The sequence below is a fragment of the Stenotrophomonas sp. YJH_SMC_80 genome (assembly GCF_059372495.1).
In genome coordinates this window covers 490,729-510,119 of the sequence record NZ_JCAFVP010000003.1, presented here as the reverse complement: position 1 = coordinate 510,119, position 19,391 = coordinate 490,729, and the positions used below count along the sequence as shown (strand labels likewise).

Below are 19,391 nucleotides of genomic sequence, written 5' to 3'. Positions count from 1 at the left end.
CGGCCAGCGGCCGGCACTACCCCCGTGGCTGCGTCAGGTCGACGTTCTCCACCAGGAAATCAAGAAACGCGCGCACCCGCAGCGGCAGGTAGCCGCCCTGCCCCAGGAACACCGCGTGCACCTCTTCCAGGTCACCGGGGTTGGCCTCTTCCAGCACCGGCAGCAGGCGCCCGGCGGCAATATCCTGCTGCACCTGGAATGCTGCCAGCCGCGCCATGCCCAACCCACCCAGCACCAGCTGGCGCAGCGCATCGCCGTTGCTGGCGCGGGCGTTGCCACTGGGCAGCAGCATGCGTTCGCGCCCGTCCTGCAGCAACGGCCAGCCCTGCATCGCGCGCGCATGGCCGATATCCAGCCGGTTGTGCGACTGCAGCTCCTCGGCAGTGCGTGGCAGCCCGTGCCGCTGCGCGTAGGCCGGTGCAGCCACGATCATCATCCGCGTCGCGCCCAGCCGCCGCGCCACCAGGCTCGAGCTCTTCAGCGGACCGGCCCGCACCGCCACGTCGGTGCGCTGCTCCAGCAGGTCGATCACCTCGTCGTTGAGGGTCAGGTCCACGCCTACCTGCGGATTGCGCTGCAGGAACGCCGGCAGCAACGGCAACAGGAAATGCTGGCCGAACGGCACGTTGGAATTGACCCGCAGGCGTCCACGCGGCTCGGCGTGAGCACTGGCGCAGCGCTCGGCCTCGTCCAGGTCGGCCAGCACGCGCAGGCCGCGCTCGTAGAACGCGCAGCCCTCGGGAGTCAGCTGCAGCTGGCGGGTGGAACGCTGCAGCAGGCGCGTCCCCAGCCGTTGTTCCAGCCTCGCCACCAGCTTGCTGACCGCCGACGGGGTCATCTCCAACGTTCGGGCGGCTGCGGAAAAGCCCCCGGTCTCGATCACCCGCACGAACACTTCCAGTTCGCCGGATCGGTTGATGTCGGAACGCGCCATGGCAATGAATCCAGTTCACAGATGATTGTCCATGCGCAGTCTAGTTCACAGATGAGTACGGAATCACCATGGCCTTCCCTCCACCCGGGATTGCCCGATGAATCGTTTCAGCCAGTTCGTCACAACCGCATTGATCGGCCTGTCCAGTGCCGCCAGCGCCGCCAGCGACGCCCCTGCGCCACACTGGGTCGCCAGCTGGCAGGCCAGCCCGCAACCGGTCTGGGGCGCGGAATTCCTGTTTCCGACCCTGGTCCCAGCCGCTCTGCAGGACCAGACCTTCCGCCAGACGGCACGTATCAGCCTGGGCGGGCCCCGGCTGCGAGTGCGGCTGAGCAATGCCTACGGCACTCAACCACTGCGGATCGGGGCGGCGAGCGTGGCCGCCCGGGCGGGGGACACCCCGCAGCCGCTCAGTTTCGAAGGCCAGCCCGGGGTACTGATCGGCCCCGGGCAGGAACGGCTGAGCGATCCGCTGCCACTGGCCACGGCTGACCGGCAGGCGCTGCAGGTCAGTGTCTTCGTGCCGGGGCCGATGCCGGTACAGACGTTCCATTGGGAGGGCAGGCAGACCAGTTGGATTGCGCCTGGCGACCAGAGCCAGGCCCAGGCACTGAGCGGGGCCAGCAGCACCACGGCCCGCCTGTTCCTGGCCGGCATCGAGGTCGAGGCGCCGACCAGCGCACGCAGCGTGGTGGTGATCGGCGATTCGATCACCGACGGCGCCACCGCCAGCCTCGACCAGGACCAGCGCTGGACCGACCATCTGGCCGCGCGTTTGGCACCGCGGGGCATCGCCGTGGTCAATGCCGGCATCTCCGGTGGCCGCCTCTTGCGCGACGGCATGGGGGAATCCGCGCCGGCGCGCTTCCAACGCGATGTGCTGGATCAGCCTGGCGTGTCCAGCGTGATCGTGCTGATCGGCATCAACGACATCAGCTGGCCCGGCACCGGCTTCGCGCGCAAGCAGGCGCGGCCCACGCTTGCCGAGCTGCAGGCAGGCTACCGCGCCCTGGCCGAACAGGCCCATCGGCGGGGTCTACGCATCCTCGGCGCCACCCTGATGCCGTTCGCCGGCGCCCTGCCCGGCACGCCGCTGGACGACTACTACCACCCGGACAAGGACGCCCTGCGCCGCCAGCTCAATGCCTGGCTGCGCACCGACGGGCCGTTCGACGCGGTGATCGACCTGGACGCGGCCCTGCGCGATCCGGCCGATCCGTCACGGATGGCCGCTGCCTACGACTCCGGCGACCACCTGCATCCGGGTGATGCGGGGAACCGGGCGATGGCCGAGGCGGTGGATCTGAAGATCCTGCTGGGTCGCAAGGGGTCAGAGCCCTTTGCTCGTGCAAAGGGATCCGACTCCGCGGGGCGCCCGGGCTCAGAGCCCTTTCCTGAAGGGAACAGGCCCTGACCCCAGCAACGAAAAACCCCGGGCAGGCCCGGGGTTTCGTCGCATCTGGCTGGCCGGATCGGCTTACTTGCGCTTCTTGCGCACGTACAGCACCAGCGAGTGCTCTTCCAGTTCGTAGCCGTGGTCGGCTGCGATCTTGCGCTGCAGCTCCTCGATCTCATGGCTCTCGAACTCGATGATCTTGCCGCTGTCCACGTCGACCATGTGGTCGTGATGGCCGCCACGGTCAAGCTCGTAGACCGCCTGCCCGCCCTCGAAATTGTGCTTGAGCACGAGGCCGGCGGCCTCGAACTGGGTCAGCACCCGGTACACCGTCGCCAGGCCGATCTCGTCGCCATGCTCCAGCAGCTGGCGGTAGATGTCTTCGGCGGTCATGTGGTGCTGGGCATTGCGCTGCTCGAGCAGCGCCAGGATCCGCATCCGCGGATGGGTCACCTTCAGGCCGACTTTACGCAGGTCGTGGGTTTCCATAGGTCTCCGTTCATTGGCGATTTAGCGCCAGCTGCCTCGGATTGGGTCGCGGTGGCACGCCGGGAGTGTATCATCGGTTTGATTTCCCCAACCGCCAGTCCCGATGCGCAATCTCCTGTTGGTCGCCGCCGTCGCCCTGTCCACCACCGGGTGCGGCATCATCTACAAGCAACCCATCTATCAGGGCAACCTGATCCGGGAAGATGCCGTGGCCAAGCTGCAGGTCGGGCAGAGCAAGCAGCAGGTCACCGCGCTGCTGGGCACCCCGTCCATTCCCGATCCGTTCCACGCCCAGCGCTGGGACTACACCTCCAGCCAGCGGGTGAACCGCCTGGGACGTACTGAAGTGAAGAACTTCGTGGTGTTCTTCGAGAATGACACCGTGACCCGTTGGGAAGGCGATTACTTCCCGGGCAACGACAAGGCACTGGCCCAGCAGACCGTGCGCCAGTTCGGCCGCAACCTGCCGAAGGACAAGAAGAAGAAGGGCCGCTGAGGCCCCCTGCCCGTCCCCACGGACGGGTTGCGGGCATCAACCGCCGAGCGCGCGGCGCCGGCGGTTGTCCTTGGGGTCGGCCAGCAACGGGCGTAGCAGCTCAATGCGGTCACCCTCCAGCAACACCTGCTGCGGGCGCGCCAGTACGCCATGCACGGCCACGGCCGGGCATCGGTCACTGCCTTCCAGCGCGGCGGCGGCAATGGCATCGGCCACGGTCGCGCCCTCGTCCAGCTGCAGCCGGCGCGACAGCACCTGCTGCGGCCAGGCCAGCACCACCTCGACCTCGATCATCGCTCAGGCCTCGTCGGCGACGCGGACGAAATCATTGACCATCCGATCGGCCAGACCCTGGAAGCCGATCGCCAGGGCCGGCCCCAGCAGGCGCGAGCTGGGCTCGAATTCCAGGGTCAGGGTGACCTTGCAGGCGTCCTCGGCCAGCGCATGGAATTCCCAGCGGCCGTGCAACTGCTTGAACGGGCCATCGCGCAGCTGCATGTCGATGCTGTGCGGGCGCTGCAGGGTGTTTTCGGTCTGGAACCAGGTGCTGAACGAACCCAGGCCCAGGTCCAGGCGCGCCACCAGCCGGTCCTCGCCCTGCTCCAGGATCTGGGCAGCCGAGCACCAGCGGAAGCGGCGCGGATAGGCCTGGACATCGTTGACCAGGTCGAACATGCGCGCGGACGAATGTTCGACCAGGGCGCTGCGGCGGATAGTAGGCATGAATACAGGACGTTTCGGCAATCGACCGGGCGGGCCCGAATCGGAGACAATACGGAAATGAGCAAGAACAGCGGCAAGGATAAAGCAAAGAGCGCGACGGCCAACAAGACCATCGCGTTGAACAAGCGTGCCCGCCACGAGTACCACATCGAAGAACGCTTCGAGGCCGGCCTGGCACTGCAGGGCTGGGAGGTGAAGTCGATCCGCGCTGGCCGCGGCAACATCATCGATGCCTACGCCTACGTCAAGCACGGCGAGATCTTCCTGATCGGCGCCCAGATCACCCCGTTGATCCAGGCCTCCACCCACGTGGTGGCCAACGACCGGCGCGAGCGCAAGCTGCTGCTGCACCGGAGCGAGATCGACAAGCTGGTCGGCAAGGTCGAGCGCGATGGCTACACCATCGTGCCCACCGCGATGTACTGGAGCAAGAACAAGATCAAGCTCGAAGTCGCGCTGGCCAAGGGCAAGCAGACCCACGACAAGCGCGATGCCGCCAAGGACCGCGACTGGGCGATCGAGAAGCAGCGCGTGATGCGTCGCGGCAACCGCGACGCGTAAGGCCGCTGCGCATCACCCTGTAAAGCCGGGCCATGCTCGGCTGCCTTGGTTTTCTGTAGAGCCGAGCCATGCTCGGCTTCGGTAAGAAAAGCAGTCGAGCATGGCTCGGCGCTACAAAAGGCGGGTCACCCCGCCAGCATGCCCTGCCCGCGCATGCGCGGCGCCAGCGCCGCGTGCATCACCGCCAGGTGCATCACCACCGCCAGTTCCGGCGCGTAGCGGTCATCGCCTTCCCGCCACTGCTGGGCCAGCTGCGCGGCATCATCGGGCAGCAACGACAGCAACTGGGCATCATCCAGCGCATCGGCGGCGCCCTGCAGCTGGCGCGCCAACTGCCGCGACTGCCACACGTGCACGCCAATACTGAGACTGGCCAGCGACATCAGGACCACGGCCAGCCCGTGCTCGAACCACTGCGACAGCACTTCCGGCCCCCACAGCAGGGCCGCCAGTACGGCCAGGCCCGGTAGGCGCCAGCCGAGCCAATGGATGCGACCGCGCTGCGACCAGTGCACCACCACCGCGCTGGCGACCAGTGCCGCCGCGGCCGTGGCCGGCAACTCCGTCACCCAGGTGGCCGCCAGCAGCACCGCCAGCACGGCCCAGACCCAGCCGGGCGGCAACGCGCGCCGCTGATAGTCGGCACCGACCGGCCCGATCAGCTGTCGCAGGCTGCGTTGTTGGCTTGCATCGGTCACCCACAGTCTCCGTGTCTGTCCTGGCTCGGATGGTCGTCGCCAGTGTGTCGCAAATTCGTGCCAATGACGTTACCAATCCGCTATGACGGTGGCTCTACAACGTGTTGTGGATTGCAAAGGTGACTGTTCAGCTGTTTTGCCGTAGCATTGCAACCGTTGGGCAGGCCCTGACCGTGGCAACGCGGGATCGGCCCTGTACCTTGCAGCACTGTAGAAACCGGGGGTGCATTGGTTTCGACGGGGGTTGTGAAGTCGCCTGGCGCATGCCGAGGGGGTAGCTTTCCTCGTAAATCCAGCTGCAAAACTCTAGTTGCCAACGACGACAACTACGCTCTGGCCGCTTAAGGCCTAAGCCTCGAAACCGCTTGTGTCCATGCTCGCGGTGTAGAGTCACTATCATGGAATCGCGCTGGGTGGCTGCCTGTCAGTCCGGCACTAGAACACAACAGGCTGGTTCCCGGATGCGCTTTGCACGCCGTGCTGTTCGGGGACGAGATCCAACGGTGAGCTAAGCATGTAGTGCTGGGGATGGAGTGCCTTCGGACGGCGGTTCAATTCCGCCCACCTCCACCAAACAACCGTCCAAGACGGTGCAGAAAAGGCCGGAAACCCTAGAGAAATCAAAGGTCCCGGCCTTTTTTGTGTCCAACGTGGTACGGGGAGGGGTATTGAAATCCGGCGGCATATGGCGGTACTTATGGCGGTAAGTTAGCTTCCGCGAAGACGCGTACCGCCATGCCTAAAGTCATCACACCCCTGACCGACACTGCTATCCGCAAAGCCAAGCCCGGCCCGGTGGCAATCAAGCTACGGGACGGTAAAGGCCTTTACGTACTGGTAACACCGGACGGCGCGCGCCAGTGGCGCTGGGACTATCGGCGCCCCATTACAGGCAAACGCAACACCCTGAGCTTGGGCCGCTATCCCAAAATAGGCTTGGAAGACGCGCGTAAGTTGCGCAGCGATTCACGCACGCTTCTGGAATCAGGCATCGACCCTGGCGAGGCACGCAAGGCGAGCAAGGCAGCCGGCGTCGAGCGCGCATCCAACAGTTTCGAGGTGGTTGCCCGAGAGTGGCTGGCCAAGCGGACATGGGTGGACAGCTACCGGGTGAAGGTACTTGCCTGGATGGATAACAATGTCTTCCCGTGGATTGGCATGCGTCCCATCGCCGAACTGACCGCCCCTGAATTCCTCAAAATGGCTAGGCGCATCGAGGAGCGCGGGGCCATCGAGTCCGCCCACCGCATCCTGCAGAACTGCGGCCAGGTGATGCGCTACGCCATCGCCACCGGCCGTGCCGACCGCAACCCGGTCACCGACCTGCGCGGCGCCCTCGCCTCGCCTAAAGAGCGTCACCATGCCGCTATCACCGAGCCGGCCGCCTTGGGCGGCCTGCTGCGGGCCATCGACGGATACAACGGCGACCCCACCACGCGCGCTGCTTTGAAGCTAGCACCGCTGGTGTTCGTGCGCCCCGGCGAGCTACGTCATGCCGAATGGTCCGAAATCGACCTGGACAAGGCCGAATGGAACATCCCGGCCGAGAAGATGAAGATGCGCCAGCCGCACCTGGTGCCGCTATGCGATCAAGCGGTGGCGATCCTGGGCGAGCTGCATGCACTGACCGGCCGAGGCCAGTATGTATTCCCTGGTGGCCGCTCCCCTCGCCGCCCGATGAGTAACAACGCCCTGACGGCGGCCCTGCGCCGCATGGGCTATGACGGCAACACGATGACCGCCCACGGCTTCCGCGCCAGCGCGCGCACGTTACTGGATGAAGGCTTGGGCTTTCGACCCGATTACATCGAACACCAATTGGCCCACGCGGTGCGCGACCCGAATGGCCGGGCCTACAACCGCACCGCCCATCTTGCTGAGCGTCGAAAGATGATGCAGGCATGGGCAGACTATCTCGATGCCCTGCGAGACAATACCAATGTGCTGCCGTTCAAAGCGCGCGCAGGCTGAAAAATCACCACCAAGCACTACCGGGGAAAGAACACGATGACCACGCCACTGCAGGGACTGCTGGAATCACTGCGCCAGTCTTCCCAGACCGAGCGCGAAAAAGGAACCTACTTCGAAGAGCTGATCGTGGCCTACCTGCGCCATGAAGCCAGCTACCGCGACCTGTACAGCAATGTCTGGCCGTGGGCGCAGTGGGCTTTGGCCAATGGCTTCACCGGCAAGGACGATGGCATCGACCTGGTGGCCGAAGTGGCAGGCACAGGCGAAATCCACGCCATCCAGTGCAAGTTCTACGCGCCGGACTACAAGCTGCAGAAGAAGGACATCGACAGCTTTTTCACCGCGTCCGGGCGCAAGCCGTTCGCCCGCCGCATCATCGTGGCCACCACCGACCACTGGAGCGACAACGCCGAAAATGCGCTGGTGGACCAGCAACCGCCGGTCAGCAAGATCACCCTGCACGACCTGGAAGCCAGCCAGATTGACTGGAGCCGCTTTCAGCCCAGCGCCCCCGTGGTGCTGAAGCAGAAGAAGGCGTTGCGCTCCCATCAGGAAAATGCGCTCAAGGCCACGATGGTCGGTCTGGCCGAAGCTGATCGCGGCAAGCTGATCATGGCCTGTGGCACCGGCAAGACCTTCACCAGCCTCAAAATCGCCGAAGCGATGGCCGGCAAGGGCAAACGCGTACTGTTCCTGGTGCCCAGCCTGTCCCTGCTATCGCAAACCCTGACCGAATGGACGCAGGAAAGCGCCATCCCGCTGCACAGCTTCGCGGTGTGTTCGGACAGCGACGTGGGCAAGAAAAAAGGCCGCAAGGACGATGATGCCGTCCAGACCTTCGCACACGAGCTGCGCTACCCCGCCACCACCGATGCCAAGCGGTTGGCGCAAGGGGTAGCGGCCCGTCATGACGGCGAACACATGACGGTGGTGTTCAGCACCTACCACTCCATCGAAGTGCTGCATGATGCCCAGCAGGCGCACGGGCTGGCCGATTTCGACCTGATCGTCTGCGACGAGGCTCACCGCACCACCGGCGCCACCTTCGAAGGGGATGATGAAAGCGCCTTTGTGCGCGTGCATGACGCCCATTACCTGCGCGCGGCCAAGCGCCTGTATATGACCGCAACCCCGCGCATCTACGGTAACGAAGCAAAAGCGATTGCCGAGCGCGACAATGCCACCCTGTACTCGATGGACAACGAAGACTGGTACGGCAAGCAATTGTTTGTCATTACCTTCTCCGAGGCGGTCAAACGCGGCCTACTGGTGGACTACAAGGTGATCGTGCTTGCCGTGGAGGAAGCGCACGTCAACCGCCGCCTGCAGGCACTGCTGAAGGACGAGAACAACACCCTGAAGGTGGACGACGCAGCCAAGATCGTCGGCTGCTGGAAGGCACTGGCCAAGCTGGGCCTTCACGAAGATGGCAGTGACACCCCCGAGCCGATGAAGCGGGCCGTGGCGTTCTGCCAGGTCATCGAGCCGGGCAAGGGGGGCAAAACCCACAAGGTCAGCTCCAGGGAAATCGCCGGCATGTTCCAGGCCGTGGTCGAGGCCTACCAGGATGCAGAAGACATTGAAGAAGGTGCGCGCCTGACCTGCCAAGCCAAGCATGTGGACGGCGGCATGAATGCCGGCAAGAAGGAAGCACGGCTGGATTGGCTCAAGGCCTCTACCCCGCCGGACACCTGCCGCATCCTGTCCAACGTGCGCTGCCTGTCCGAAGGCGTGGACGTTCCGGCACTGGATGCGGTGCTCTTCCTCACCCCGCGCAACTCGCAGGTGGACGTGGTGCAGTCCGTCGGTCGGGTGATGCGCAATGCACCGGGCAAGCAACGCGGCTACGTGGTGCTGCCGGTGGTGATTCCGGCCGGTGTGGAACCGCACGAAGCACTTGCCGACAATAAGACCTACGCGGTGGTCTGGCAGGTATTGCAGGCGCTGCGCTCCCACGACGACCGCTTCGATGCGATGGTCAACAAACTGGACTTGGTTGGCCCGGACCACAGCAAGATGGAAGTGGTGGCCATTGCCGACACAGTGCAGCGCAAGACCGCGCGGCTGGTGGACAACAGCGCCAGACAGGCCGGCAAGGCTAAAGGCCAGTACGCCATCGGCGAGAAAGCCGAACGTTATGGACCGGCCCCGGACCAGATCGGCTTCGAATTTGAGGTGGGCCAGATCGAGCGCGCGCTGTACGCCAAAGTGGTGGACAAATGCGGCAACCGCCACCACTGGGAGGACTGGGCCAACGATATCGCCAAGATCGCCCAGACTCATATTGACCGCATCAAGGCCGTGCTGGAAGACGACAGTCAGCCCAGGGCACGCGAAGCCTTCAATGCCTTTGCCCATGAGTTGCGCGACGATCTCAACGATAAGGTCAGCGATGCCGACATCGTCGAGATGCTGGCCCAGCACCTCATCACCAAACCGGTGTTCGATGCGCTGTTCGCCGACTACAGCTTCGCCAGCCACAACCCTATGTCCAAGGCCATGCAGGCGGTGCTGGACGTGTTGCACGAGCAGAATCTTGGCAAGGAGGCGGATACCCTGCAGGCGTTCTACGACAGCGTGAAGCTGCGAGCCGAGGGCATCGACAGTTCCCAAGGCAAGCAGAAGATCATCGTCGAGCTGTACGACAAGTTCTTCCGCAACGCCTTCCCGAAAATGACCGAGAGGTTGGGCATCGTCTACACCCCGGTGGAGGTGGTGGATTTCATCCTGCACAGCGTCAACCACCTGCTGCAAAAAGAGTTCGGCCAGACGCTGGGCAGCAAGGGCGTGCATATCCTGGACCCATTCACCGGCACCGGCACCTTTATCACCCGCCTGCTGCAGTCAGGCCTGATCAAGCCAGAGGAACTGGCCCACAAGTACAAACATGAAATCCACGCCAACGAGCTAGTGCTGCTGGCGTACTACATTGCCGCCATCAATATCGAAGCCACCTACCACGAGCTGGCCGGCGGCGATTACGTGCCCTTCGAGGGCATCCTGCTGACTGATACCTTCCAGATGTACGAGAAGGACGATCTGGTGGATGCACTGCTGGTGGACAACAGCGCGCGGCGCAAGCGGCAGAAGAAGTTGGACATCCGGGTGATTGTAGGGAACCCGCCGTATTCCATCGGACAAGGTAGCCAGAACGATAACAACCAGAACGTCAGTTATCCGGCGCTGGACCGACGAATCGAAGAAACGTATGCGGCACGCTCTGATGCCGCGCTGTCTAAGGGGCTGTACGACAGCTACGTCCGCTCGATTCGCTGGGCCAGTGACCGGATTGGCAATGCCGGCGTCATCGGGTTTGTCACCAATGCCGGCTTCATTGAAGCCAATACCGCCGATGGCCTGCGCGAGTGCCTGGCCGAGGAGTTTTCGAGCCTGCACGTATTCCATCTACGTGGCAACCAGCGCACCAGGGGCGAAAACTCACGTAAGGAAGGCGGTAAGATTTTTGGCAGTGGCAGCCGCGCGCCAATTGCCATCTCTCTGCTGGTCAAGAATCCGCAGGCCGCGCAGTATGGCCGGATTCATTTACACGATATCGGCGACTACCTAAGTCGCGAGGAAAAGCTGGAAAAGATTGCCGACTACGCCAGCGTAGCCGGAATTCCTGCCGAGGGCTGGCAGGCCATTATCCCGGATGAGCACGGCGACTGGCTCAAACAGCGTGACGATAGCTTCAGCAAGTTCATTGTCCTTGGGGACAAGAAAGGCGATGCATCCAAGTTGTTCGACAACTTTTCACTCGGCGTGGCCACAAATCGCGATGCTTGGGTGTACAACCAAAGCAAGACCAAGCTCTCGGCCAACTTGTCGAACATGATCGGCTTCTACAACGCCGAGGTCGCACGTTTCGATGCGGCACATCCGGGGATGGACACAAAGGCGCGGCAGGACCGCTTGGATGGCTTCATCGACAGTGATCCGACGCGCATCAGTTGGACACGAGCACTGAAGCAAGATGTTGTCAAGGGCCGCACCTATGCCTTCCAAGCCGAAAGCCTTGTTCCCAGCATGTATCGCCCTTTTACCAAACAATGGCTTTATTTCAATCGAAATTTCAACGAGATGGTGCTGCAAATGCCGCGCATCTTTCCGAACGCACAAGCGGAAAACTTGGCAATTGGCATATCGGGTGTTGGGGCACGCTCCTATTCGGTTCTTATCACTAATACGCTGCCATGCCTCGACAGCATCGAAAAAGGTCAGAACTTTCCTCTCTACTTGTATGACGAAACCGCCCAGTCCGTCAGCGATAGTCTGTTCGTCGGTCAGCCTAACGATGGCCCGCGTCGCCGCGACGCCATCACCGATACTGGCCTGGCGCACTTCACCAGCGCCTATCCGGGTGAGGCGATCAGCAAGCAAGACCTCTTCTACTACATCTACGGCATCCTGCATTCGCCCGACTATCGCGAACGCTATGCCGACAACCTGAGCAAGGAGCTGCCGCGCATCCCGCGTGTGTGCACCGCTGCCGACTTCTGGCATTTCAGCAAGGCGGGCCGCGATCTGGCCGCGTTGCATCTGGACTACGAAACAGTGGACAAGTACCCGCTGACCATCGAAGCCAAGGGACCATTGACCGATGCCGACTACCGCGTCGAAAAGATGAAGTTCGCCAAGAAGAAAGACCCGGACACCGGCAAGTCGATCAACGACCGCAGCATCGTGATCTACAACAACAAGATCACCATGAGCGGTATTCCCGAGGCGGCGTGGGACTACGTGGTCAACGGCAAGGCCGCACTGGATTGGGTGATGGAACGTCAGGCCGTGCGCGTGGACAAGGCCAGCGGCATCGTCAATGACGCCAACGACTGGGCCATCGAAACAATGGATGACCCCAAGTACCCGTTGGAGCTGTTCCAGCGTGTGGTCTTCGTCAGCTTGGAAACTCAGAAGATCATCAATGCACTTCCTGCGTTGGATATCCATCCGGAGGGATGACTAAAGCACAGGCGCTTCACCGCACATTCCAATGCCATGGTGACGGAATATGATATTTCATGACGTGAGAGGAGTTGGATTCTTTTAAGGAATAATTATGAAAGGAAGAATGGATGACGTAGGCGCACTCAAGATCGATTTCGACGTGACGCCCGAGAAATACGAGGAAGTCGCTAAAAAGCAAAAGGCGCGTGCCAGAGCGATTGCAGACAAGGTGGTGAATGACAGTCCATTGGATCTTTCTCCCAGTGATCGGCGATGCATTGCTGCGATTCTTAGATCTTGGGCAGATGAGTTGCCAACAAGAAAGTTGGGGAAGCAGGGGAATCCACGTCTTTTCTGTCACGGCAGCGCCGCGTTGGAATACGCCATGGAGCGCTGGGAGGGCCATAGTCATGGTGAAACATTGGAGAGGATGGCCGATAGTTATGGTGTTTCAAGCGTTGCGATAGGGAAGGCTATAAGGCCCTATCGTTCGGCAGCCTTTGCCATGATTGGAGAGACAGACCCAGGAAACCGATAAAATTTATTGGTTTTTGTGGACAAGGGAAGAAGTGCATAACTTATCCATCGGCCCAGGGCATCCAGCCCATTGCAAAGGGGGCCGATACTATGATCAATGCCTCAACGTATATTTCCGTACCCACCACCGGCTATCTGCGTCTTCCCGATGTCCTACGCCTGTATCCGGTTTCCCGGTCCACTTGGTGGGCTGGGTGCCGCACTGGCCTCTACCCGAAGCCTGTCAAGCTGGGTGCACGTTGCACCGCTTGGCGCGTTGAGGATATTCGCGCGTTGATTGAAAACGCGGCAGGTGCGGAGGCGACCGTTTGATCCAGAAACGACGCGGCCCCGGCGGGAACCGGGGCCATGCACGCGCTGACAGGCTGGGTTCACGGCAAGTTTACGGCAAGATTTCACAAAATGGCGCGCGACTGCCGGATGATTGGCGGAGTCGGCTGCCCGATCCCAAAAGCTATTACCGGAAGCGTGTCGCCAAGTTAGGAAAGACGCCACACGATGGATGGTTGCAAGGACACTGCCCCTTCCACGAAGACCGCAATGCTTCATTGAGTGTAAACCTGTCCCATGGCGGCTGGACGTGCTTTGCCGGCTGCGACTCGGGTGACTTGGTTAGCTTCCACATGCGCTACACCGGTCTGCCGTTCAAGGCTGCAGCGCGCGAGCTGCTGGGGTTGCGAGCATGAGTGTGGTTCCCATGGAAACGCCCAAAGATGCAGCACGGCGACTGGCGGCTGACCCTATCCGCCTGGGCATGCGCCCCGTGGGCTTGCACACATACTCTAGAGGCTGTGGTGAGCCATCGTTCTGGCGCATCCGCTGCAAACATCCGGACACGGGCGAAAAATGGATTCGACCGATGCACTGGAATGGTGCTGGGTATGTCATCGGGGAGCCAGCTGCACCGCCCGCCGGGAAACTCTTGTATCGCCTGCATGAGCTGGCGGGAGCTCCCGATGGCGTGCTTGTGTACGTCGTCGAGGGCGAAGCCTGCGCCGACGCCTTGGCCGGGCTGGGCCTGCTGGCCACTACCAGTGGCAGCGTATCGAGTGCCGAAGGTGCCGACTGGTCGCCGCTGATGGGGCGACGTGTCCGCCTGTGGCCAGACAACGATGATGCTGGCAGGAAGTACGCCGACGAGATAGCCGCCCGACTGCACGCACTTGGCTGCACGGTGGAATACATCGACGTGGATGCACTGGGCCTGCCAGAGAAAGGCGACTGCGTGGACTGGCTCGCCGCCAACCCTGTGGCCGATGCGGTCGCGGTGAACGCCTTGCCGCTGGTGGAGGCACATCCGAAGACAGCGCGCGCGGGCTGCCCTGCACAGCCTATCGCCCCAGAGCCCCTACCCTGCCCGCTGCCAGCAGTGCCGGCATTCAATCCTGCGCTACTGCCCGACTGCGTACGCACCTGGTGCACGGACCAAGCCGACAGCTTGCAAGTGCCGCTGGACTTCACGGCCGTGCCAGCAATGGTTGGGTTGGCTGCTGCGCTGGGAGGACGGCACATTGCCGTGCGGCTCAAAACGCATGGGCATTGGTACGAAAGGCCCATCCTGTGGGGCTGCGTGGTCGGTCGCCCGAGTAGCGGCAAGAGTCCTGCCCTGTCGCCTGCACGGCGCCTGCTGGAGAGCGTGACTGGCCCCGAGCGGGCCGGGTTCGAGCATGCCCGACAAGTACACGAGGGTAAGGCGATATTGGCCGATGCACGTAGGGCGCACGCCAAAGATGAAGCCCGCAAAGCGATCAAGAAAGGTATGGCCATTGATCCCGGGGCCTTGGGCGAGTCGGCACGCTTTGATAATGAGGCACCGTCCGAACCCCGCCTGGTGGTTAACGACGCCACGGTGGAGAAGCTGGGCGAGCTGTTGAACGAGAACCCGCGCGGGCTGATTCAGTTCCGTGATGAGCTGGCCGGGTGGCTGGCATCCCTTGACCGGGAAGGCAGAGAGCAGGACCGGGCGTTCTGGCTGGAATGCTGGAACGGCACTGGGCCGTATACGTCCGACCGCATTGGCAGGGGAACTGTTCGCATCGAGGCGTGCGCCGTGTCGATCCTAGGCGGTATGCAGCCCGGCAAGCTGGCCGAATACGTACGCGGCGCGGTGCGTGGTGGATTCTCCGACGATGGCTTGATGCAGCGCTTCCAGATGGCCGTCTATCCCGACCTGCCCGCATCGTGGCGCTACACCGACCGACCGATGGACCGGGGAGCTGAAGAGTGCGCGCGCACTGCATTCATGCGGCTTCGGGCGCTGAACCCGGCGGAGGTTGGGGCAGAGAGCGCCGAAGGCTGCGATGTGCCATTCCTGCGTCTATCCGAGGACGCACAGGACCTATTCATCGAATGGCAAACTGAGCTGATGCAGCGGCTGCGCGGCGGAGGCGAACCGGCTTTCATGGAGTCGCACCTGGCCAAGTACCCCGCTCTGGCGGGCCGGCTGGCGTTGGTGCTGCACCTAGCCGACAACGGCACCGGACCGGTATCCGCTGACGCCATGCTCAGGGCTTTGGGTTGGTGCGAGCATCTGGAATGCCATGCGCGCCGCATCTACGCCCCGGCTACCGACAACGGCCTGACCGCTGCCCACCTGCTGCTGCGCAAACGCGACAGCCTGCCCGATGGATTCACTGCCCGTGACGTGTACCGCAAATGCTGGGCAGGTTTGGATGATCCGGACACCGTGGCCGAGGCGCTGGCTCTGCTGACTGACCACCGCCAAGTGATCGAGGTGCCCGAGATGACAGGAGGGCGCCCGTCCATGTCCTACCGGTGGGCGGAATGACCACGTGGCGCGAACGACTGTCTGAGCTTACGGGCAAAAAAATCCTGAAGGCGTCATCCTTCCAACTGACAGAACTGCCAAAAGCCCCTTTTGTCAGTTTTGGCGGTGAGCAGGACGGGCCTTCCAGAAAAACTGCAGGGGTGGAAAGCATGCGCGCCCACCTGCTGGCCCTGGCCCAGGATGAAGGCGTGGACACCGGTTTGGTCCACGCCCTGCCTGACGAGGAGGTGGCCGGATGTGGTGAGCATGACGACATCGCCCTGCGTGCTTACCTCGGCGCGCTGGAAGCCGGGACTTTTTTGGATCGCGGCCTCGCGCCGCCTGTTTGGGGCGAACCTGTGGCGGTGACCTGCGAAGGCTGTGGCCCGGTCTTGCTGTGGCCCGAGTGCGCGCGAACGGTGACAGCCTGCCCGTGGTGCTTCCGTCGCAAGGCCGGCAAGCCCATTGCCCGGCCAAGGCAGCCACTGGCCGCACGCTGGGTGCGGGAGGATGCCGAGACTACGAGCGGGACGCCATGCTACCCCTCTAGGGGTGTAAGCCATGAGCGGTGACGGCTACCTGAGTCGTGACAACGGGCATTTGGCTGCCCTGCAGCGCGCGAGACGGAAAAGCCTGCACCGCATCGACTACATGCCCGGCCAGGAGGCGCTGGCAGTTTTTAAGGCGCGGCAGGCGCGGGAGCGGCAAGGTAGCACAGAGGCGACCAACAGTGCGGTGCTGGATGCGATCCTGGTCGAGTGGGCCGAGCTGACCGGAATAAAGTATGGCCAATTAGAACAGCCCAAGACTTCGGCACCAAAACCGGAGTTTCGTGCCACCGACGCGCGGGCGCGTATGACTTCGGGGCCGTTGCCGGAATTATTGCCCCCATCGCGCGCGTACGTGCGCGCGTATGATTCCGGACATGTAGCGGACCGCAAGATCACCGCAAGGACGGACCAGCGCGCCAACAGGTGCGGGGCGACTCGCCACCGTGATGGCCAACCATGCCAAGGTAAGCCAGAGCCTGGCAAACGACGTTGTCGCTTTCACGGGGGACGATCCACAGGCCCTAGGACCGAGGCGGGCAAGGCCAAGGCGTTGGCGAACTTGCGGCAGAATCACCGGACCGACTAGCTCAAGCAGACACCATATGGCGGTATTTTTGGCGGTACAAATTAAGCACAGGTCAAACAACCCCGCGCAAAAACTACGTTTCAGAGCTTAGTTTGATAGAGCCCACCACCATCTGTATGGCCTGTCGAGGCCGCAAGAAGCCGGATCTCCCGTCAATGGAGTTCCGGCTTTTTTGTTTTCCGAGGATGGCGCTTCCTCTGCTGTCCCGACATTCCCCGATGCCACCCGCATCGGGAGCCAGTCACAGAAGCTGAGATCCGGATCCAGTAGAGTCCCTGCGTCACACGACGTGACCCGAAACCTGAAAGGACATCAGATGAAGCGCATCACACTGTTTGTGGGCTTGGCCGTGGCGTTGGCACTGGGGCAGGCTTCCGCTGCCACGCCAGGCTCCCGCTATCTGCAGCTGGCCGCTGACCAGCGCGTACAACCCGGCACGGCAACCCTGCTTTCGAGCACCATCGATCTGAACGCCCCTGGATGGGTATACGTGCAGTCGGATGGACGGTACTTCCCTGGCGGCCGCTCTGCCGCCAACGCCTACATCACCATCAACGGTGAGGTGGTCTCCAACGACAGCTACATCGACTGGCGGCAGTCGACATCGGCCCAACAGCACTCCTTCAATGTCATCGGTGCCAAGTACCTGCCCGCCGGACACCATACGGTCAACCTGGCCGGACAGGCCATCGGTTCGGCCGTCAATTTCGGCTCCGCCAGCAACCTTTCCGTGCTCATCACATCTGCAGGCTCGGTAACCAACAGCAGCCTTCCGAGTGACACCGCGCAGCTGGACTTCAATACCGTCGGCAGTCCTGAAGGAATGGCGTTGCAGGCCAAGGACCGCAAGCTGCTGATGACTGCCCAGGCCGGCAATCCCGGTGGCCCCATCGTGGCCATGGCTTCCGGCCGCGCGTTCGCATGGGGCAACTACGGCGATGGCATGATGGGAATTTTCCTGAACGAGCAGGAGCCCGGCATCGAATCGATGACCTGGTCGATCAATGACATCTTCAGTGGCGCAGAAACGCAGGCTCCCTTCTATTCGCAAGGCCTGTTCGTCAATCCGCCGGCTTACAGCACTGTCAGCTTCGTCGCGTCCGAATCGCCGTACTACCAGCCGCAGGACGCCAACACCAACAACGTAAAGTACAAGTTCGGCGCCAACTCCCGACTGGTGACGCTGTCCAACGGCTTTGGCGTGGTCGGAAAGGGGTTGAATCCTGGATTCAACTACGCCGCCGCAGGCCCCTACCGCCGCTTCGCCTATGTCTGCGTCGGGACCAATGGCTTCGCGCCGGGCTGTCCGTCAGCGGGCTCGCAGGTGGTCATTGGCGAGGGCCAGGTCTGCATTCCGCAGGGGCACAACGGCGTGGTGCTTTTCTCGACAAAGTCCCGCGTGCAGGGTGACCCGAACGACGGTGGCGGAAGCGTGTTCCTGTTCCTGAAGATCGATGGCCAGCAGGTGGGCAGCCTCGGCACCCAGCAGTTGGGCTCCAGACCGGACTCGGTCAGCACCCGTACCATCTCCGCCAGCTACCTGAGCGCGGGATCGTCCGCGCTGGGAACGGGCTGCCACACCGTGCAGGCCGTGGCCCAGGTGCTAGGAGATTTCCGCCACATGTCGCTCAATGCCGACATGCCGCTGGTCTGGTTCGACTGACCCATCACGCCGAATGTGGCCGGTGGCCGGGATCTGTTCGCCCCGCCACCGGCTATCCCGCGACACATTAAAGGATCTGCCATGAAAGCTCCCGTCGCTCTCACCCTGTTCCTCGTCACCCTCGCCGCAACCCCAGCCACGCACGCCGCGGCACCGGCCATCGCGCCCCCCGGCACCGCCACGCTGGAAGCCCTGCTGGCCTGCAAGGCCGGCTCGGACTTCAGCGAGGCCGACGCCATCGATGCACTGCAGGCCGCTGGCCTGGCCAGGAAACCGGGTGGCACCTTCGAGCCGGAAGACAAGCCGGTCGCCCTGTTCGGCGGCACCGTCACCAGTGCCGATGTGAACGTGGCCGAGGGCGAGAAGAGCCTCTTCGTCTACTTGAACGGCGTTGACGCCACGCATCTGGCCAAAGCGTGGTCAGTGAACACGGTCAACGAACACGCCAACACGCAGGAACCTTCATACGTGAAGACCACTGACAAGCGCCACACCCTGCACGTGATCGCAGGCGATGACTACGAAGGCTATTCCGCTGCCGTGAAGTGCCAGATCTCTCGATAATGGGTGATGCCCGCTACAGCCAACGCCGCACTCGTTGGCGGAACATCGGATACACGTCGGGGAAGCGGGCCAGCAACGCCCGCTCTTCCGGCATGATCTGCAACCAGGTGATGTAGAGCACGAACAACGGCACAGCCAGCAACGCGATCGTGTTCTGCAGGTACAACATTGCGCCAGTGAGGATCGTTGCCTGGCCCAGATACATCGGATTGCGCGTGTAACGGTACATGCCGCGCGTGACCAGCGCGCTTGATGCCGAAGGGCGCAGCGGATTGACCGTGGTGCGCGCCCGCTGGAACGCAAGCTTCGGCAGCAGGTTCAGCGCCACACCGATCGCCATCACCCCGCCTGACATCAGCGCCCGCATCGGCAGGGGCAACACCGCCTCCGGCCACAGTCGGCTCCCCAGCCAGCCGATCCCCGCGCACAGCAGCATCACCAGCGGCGGCGGGATCCGGGTCTCAAGCCACGTCATCGCAGTCCCTGCATCGCTCCATTCACCCCAGTG

At 62.8% G+C, this 19,391-nt stretch carries 19 protein-coding genes and 1 other RNA gene; 14 read left to right on the top strand and 6 right to left on the bottom strand.

Annotated features, from left to right (window positions below; genetic code table 11):
• Positions 1 to 16: 16 nt before the first annotated feature.
• The gene (locus AC5P99_RS08250; RefSeq protein ID WP_005409237.1) at positions 17 to 934 is read right to left on the bottom strand and encodes a LysR family transcriptional regulator; all 918 of its coding nucleotides are present in this window, start codon (positions 932 to 934) and stop codon (positions 17 to 19) included.
• Between the two features lie 97 nt (positions 935 to 1,031).
• Here AC5P99_RS08250 and AC5P99_RS08245 point away from each other — a divergent pair, with 97 nt between their 5' ends.
• Complete coding sequence (locus AC5P99_RS08245) at positions 1,032 to 2,348, top strand: SGNH/GDSL hydrolase family protein (protein ID WP_149500933.1); 1,317 nt, start codon at positions 1,032 to 1,034, stop codon at positions 2,346 to 2,348.
• A gap of 63 nt (positions 2,349 to 2,411) precedes the next feature.
• On the opposite strand, the gene fur is transcribed toward AC5P99_RS08245, so the two are convergent.
• The gene (fur, locus tag AC5P99_RS08240) at positions 2,412 to 2,819 is read right to left on the bottom strand and encodes a ferric iron uptake transcriptional regulator (RefSeq protein ID WP_005409235.1); all 408 of its coding nucleotides are present in this window, start codon (positions 2,817 to 2,819) and stop codon (positions 2,412 to 2,414) included.
• Positions 2,820 to 2,922: 103 nt separating this feature from the next.
• On the opposite strand from fur, the gene AC5P99_RS08235 reads away from it, so the two are divergent.
• Positions 2,923 to 3,315, top strand: coding sequence for an outer membrane protein assembly factor BamE (locus AC5P99_RS08235; RefSeq protein WP_005409234.1), 393 nt, complete (start codon positions 2,923 to 2,925; stop codon positions 3,313 to 3,315).
• A 36-nt stretch (positions 3,316 to 3,351) separates the two neighbouring features.
• On the opposite strand, the gene AC5P99_RS08230 is transcribed toward AC5P99_RS08235, so the two are convergent.
• Together AC5P99_RS08230 and AC5P99_RS08225 are read right to left on the bottom strand one after the other, a co-directional pair.
• The gene (locus tag AC5P99_RS08230) at positions 3,352 to 3,609 is read right to left on the bottom strand and encodes an RnfH family protein (RefSeq protein WP_005409233.1); all 258 of its coding nucleotides are present in this window, start codon (positions 3,607 to 3,609) and stop codon (positions 3,352 to 3,354) included.
• A 3-nt stretch (positions 3,610 to 3,612) separates the two neighbouring features.
• Positions 3,613 to 4,038, bottom strand: a complete 426-nt coding sequence (locus AC5P99_RS08225; protein WP_005409232.1) for a type II toxin-antitoxin system RatA family toxin — start codon at positions 4,036 to 4,038, stop codon at positions 3,613 to 3,615.
• A gap of 57 nt (positions 4,039 to 4,095) precedes the next feature.
• Here AC5P99_RS08225 and smpB point away from each other — a divergent pair, with 57 nt between their 5' ends.
• Positions 4,096 to 4,599, top strand: a complete 504-nt coding sequence (smpB, locus tag AC5P99_RS08220) for an SsrA-binding protein SmpB (protein WP_005409231.1) — start codon at positions 4,096 to 4,098, stop codon at positions 4,597 to 4,599.
• Between the two features lie 125 nt (positions 4,600 to 4,724).
• Here the strand turns inward: smpB and AC5P99_RS08215 are convergent, their stop codons facing one another.
• Complete coding sequence (locus tag AC5P99_RS08215) at positions 4,725 to 5,297, bottom strand: hypothetical protein (RefSeq protein ID WP_005409230.1); 573 nt, start codon at positions 5,295 to 5,297, stop codon at positions 4,725 to 4,727.
• 219 nt (positions 5,298 to 5,516) lie between these two features.
• Here AC5P99_RS08215 and ssrA point away from each other — a divergent pair.
• The 11 genes from ssrA to AC5P99_RS08160 all read left to right on the top strand — a co-directional run bounded on the left by ssrA (position 5,517) and on the right by AC5P99_RS08160 (position 18,883).
• Positions 5,517 to 5,870, top strand: a transfer-messenger RNA (tmRNA) gene (gene ssrA, locus AC5P99_RS08210).
• A 162-nt stretch (positions 5,871 to 6,032) separates the two neighbouring features.
• Positions 6,033 to 7,268 (top strand): tyrosine-type recombinase/integrase, encoded by a 1,236-nt coding sequence (locus AC5P99_RS08205; protein WP_495213027.1) that lies wholly within the window; start codon positions 6,033 to 6,035, stop codon positions 7,266 to 7,268.
• A gap of 36 nt (positions 7,269 to 7,304) precedes the next feature.
• The gene (locus AC5P99_RS08200) at positions 7,305 to 12,230 is read left to right on the top strand and encodes a DEAD/DEAH box helicase (RefSeq protein ID WP_495213026.1); all 4,926 of its coding nucleotides are present in this window, start codon (positions 7,305 to 7,307) and stop codon (positions 12,228 to 12,230) included.
• Positions 12,231 to 12,339: 109 nt separating this feature from the next.
• Positions 12,340 to 12,753, top strand: coding sequence for a hypothetical protein (locus tag AC5P99_RS08195; RefSeq protein WP_350474635.1), 414 nt, complete (start codon positions 12,340 to 12,342; stop codon positions 12,751 to 12,753).
• Positions 12,754 to 12,842: 89 nt separating this feature from the next.
• Positions 12,843 to 13,064, top strand: a complete 222-nt coding sequence (locus tag AC5P99_RS08190; RefSeq protein ID WP_350463219.1) for a helix-turn-helix transcriptional regulator — start codon at positions 12,843 to 12,845, stop codon at positions 13,062 to 13,064.
• Positions 13,061 to 13,438 (top strand): CHC2 zinc finger domain-containing protein, encoded by a 378-nt coding sequence (locus AC5P99_RS08185; protein ID WP_350463220.1) that lies wholly within the window; start codon positions 13,061 to 13,063, stop codon positions 13,436 to 13,438. Before AC5P99_RS08190 ends, AC5P99_RS08185 begins: the two co-directional genes overlap by 4 nt.
• Positions 13,439 to 13,611: 173 nt before the next feature.
• Positions 13,612 to 15,540, top strand: a complete 1,929-nt coding sequence (locus AC5P99_RS08180) for a YfjI family protein (protein WP_495213025.1) — start codon at positions 13,612 to 13,614, stop codon at positions 15,538 to 15,540.
• Positions 15,537 to 16,091: a hypothetical protein gene (locus tag AC5P99_RS08175; protein ID WP_495213024.1), complete on the top strand. Its 555-nt coding sequence runs from the start codon at positions 15,537 to 15,539 to the stop codon at positions 16,089 to 16,091. Before AC5P99_RS08180 ends, AC5P99_RS08175 begins: the two co-directional genes overlap by 4 nt.
• On the top strand, positions 16,081 to 16,656 hold the full coding sequence (locus AC5P99_RS08170; protein ID WP_495213023.1) for an HGGxSTG domain-containing protein: 576 nt from the start codon (positions 16,081 to 16,083) through the stop codon (positions 16,654 to 16,656). Before AC5P99_RS08175 ends, AC5P99_RS08170 begins: the two co-directional genes overlap by 11 nt.
• Positions 16,657 to 16,828: 172 nt before the next feature.
• Positions 16,829 to 18,319 (top strand): hypothetical protein, encoded by a 1,491-nt coding sequence (locus tag AC5P99_RS08165; protein WP_133050682.1) that lies wholly within the window; start codon positions 16,829 to 16,831, stop codon positions 18,317 to 18,319.
• An 81-nt stretch (positions 18,320 to 18,400) separates the two neighbouring features.
• A complete protein-coding gene (locus AC5P99_RS08160; protein ID WP_043035468.1) occupies positions 18,401 to 18,883 on the top strand; it encodes a hypothetical protein in 483 nt (160 codons plus the stop codon).
• A gap of 13 nt (positions 18,884 to 18,896) precedes the next feature.
• On the opposite strand, the gene AC5P99_RS08155 is transcribed toward AC5P99_RS08160, so the two are convergent.
• Complete coding sequence (locus tag AC5P99_RS08155; RefSeq protein ID WP_043035469.1) at positions 18,897 to 19,358, bottom strand: methyltransferase family protein; 462 nt, start codon at positions 19,356 to 19,358, stop codon at positions 18,897 to 18,899.
• Positions 19,359 to 19,391 lie beyond the last annotated feature (33 nt).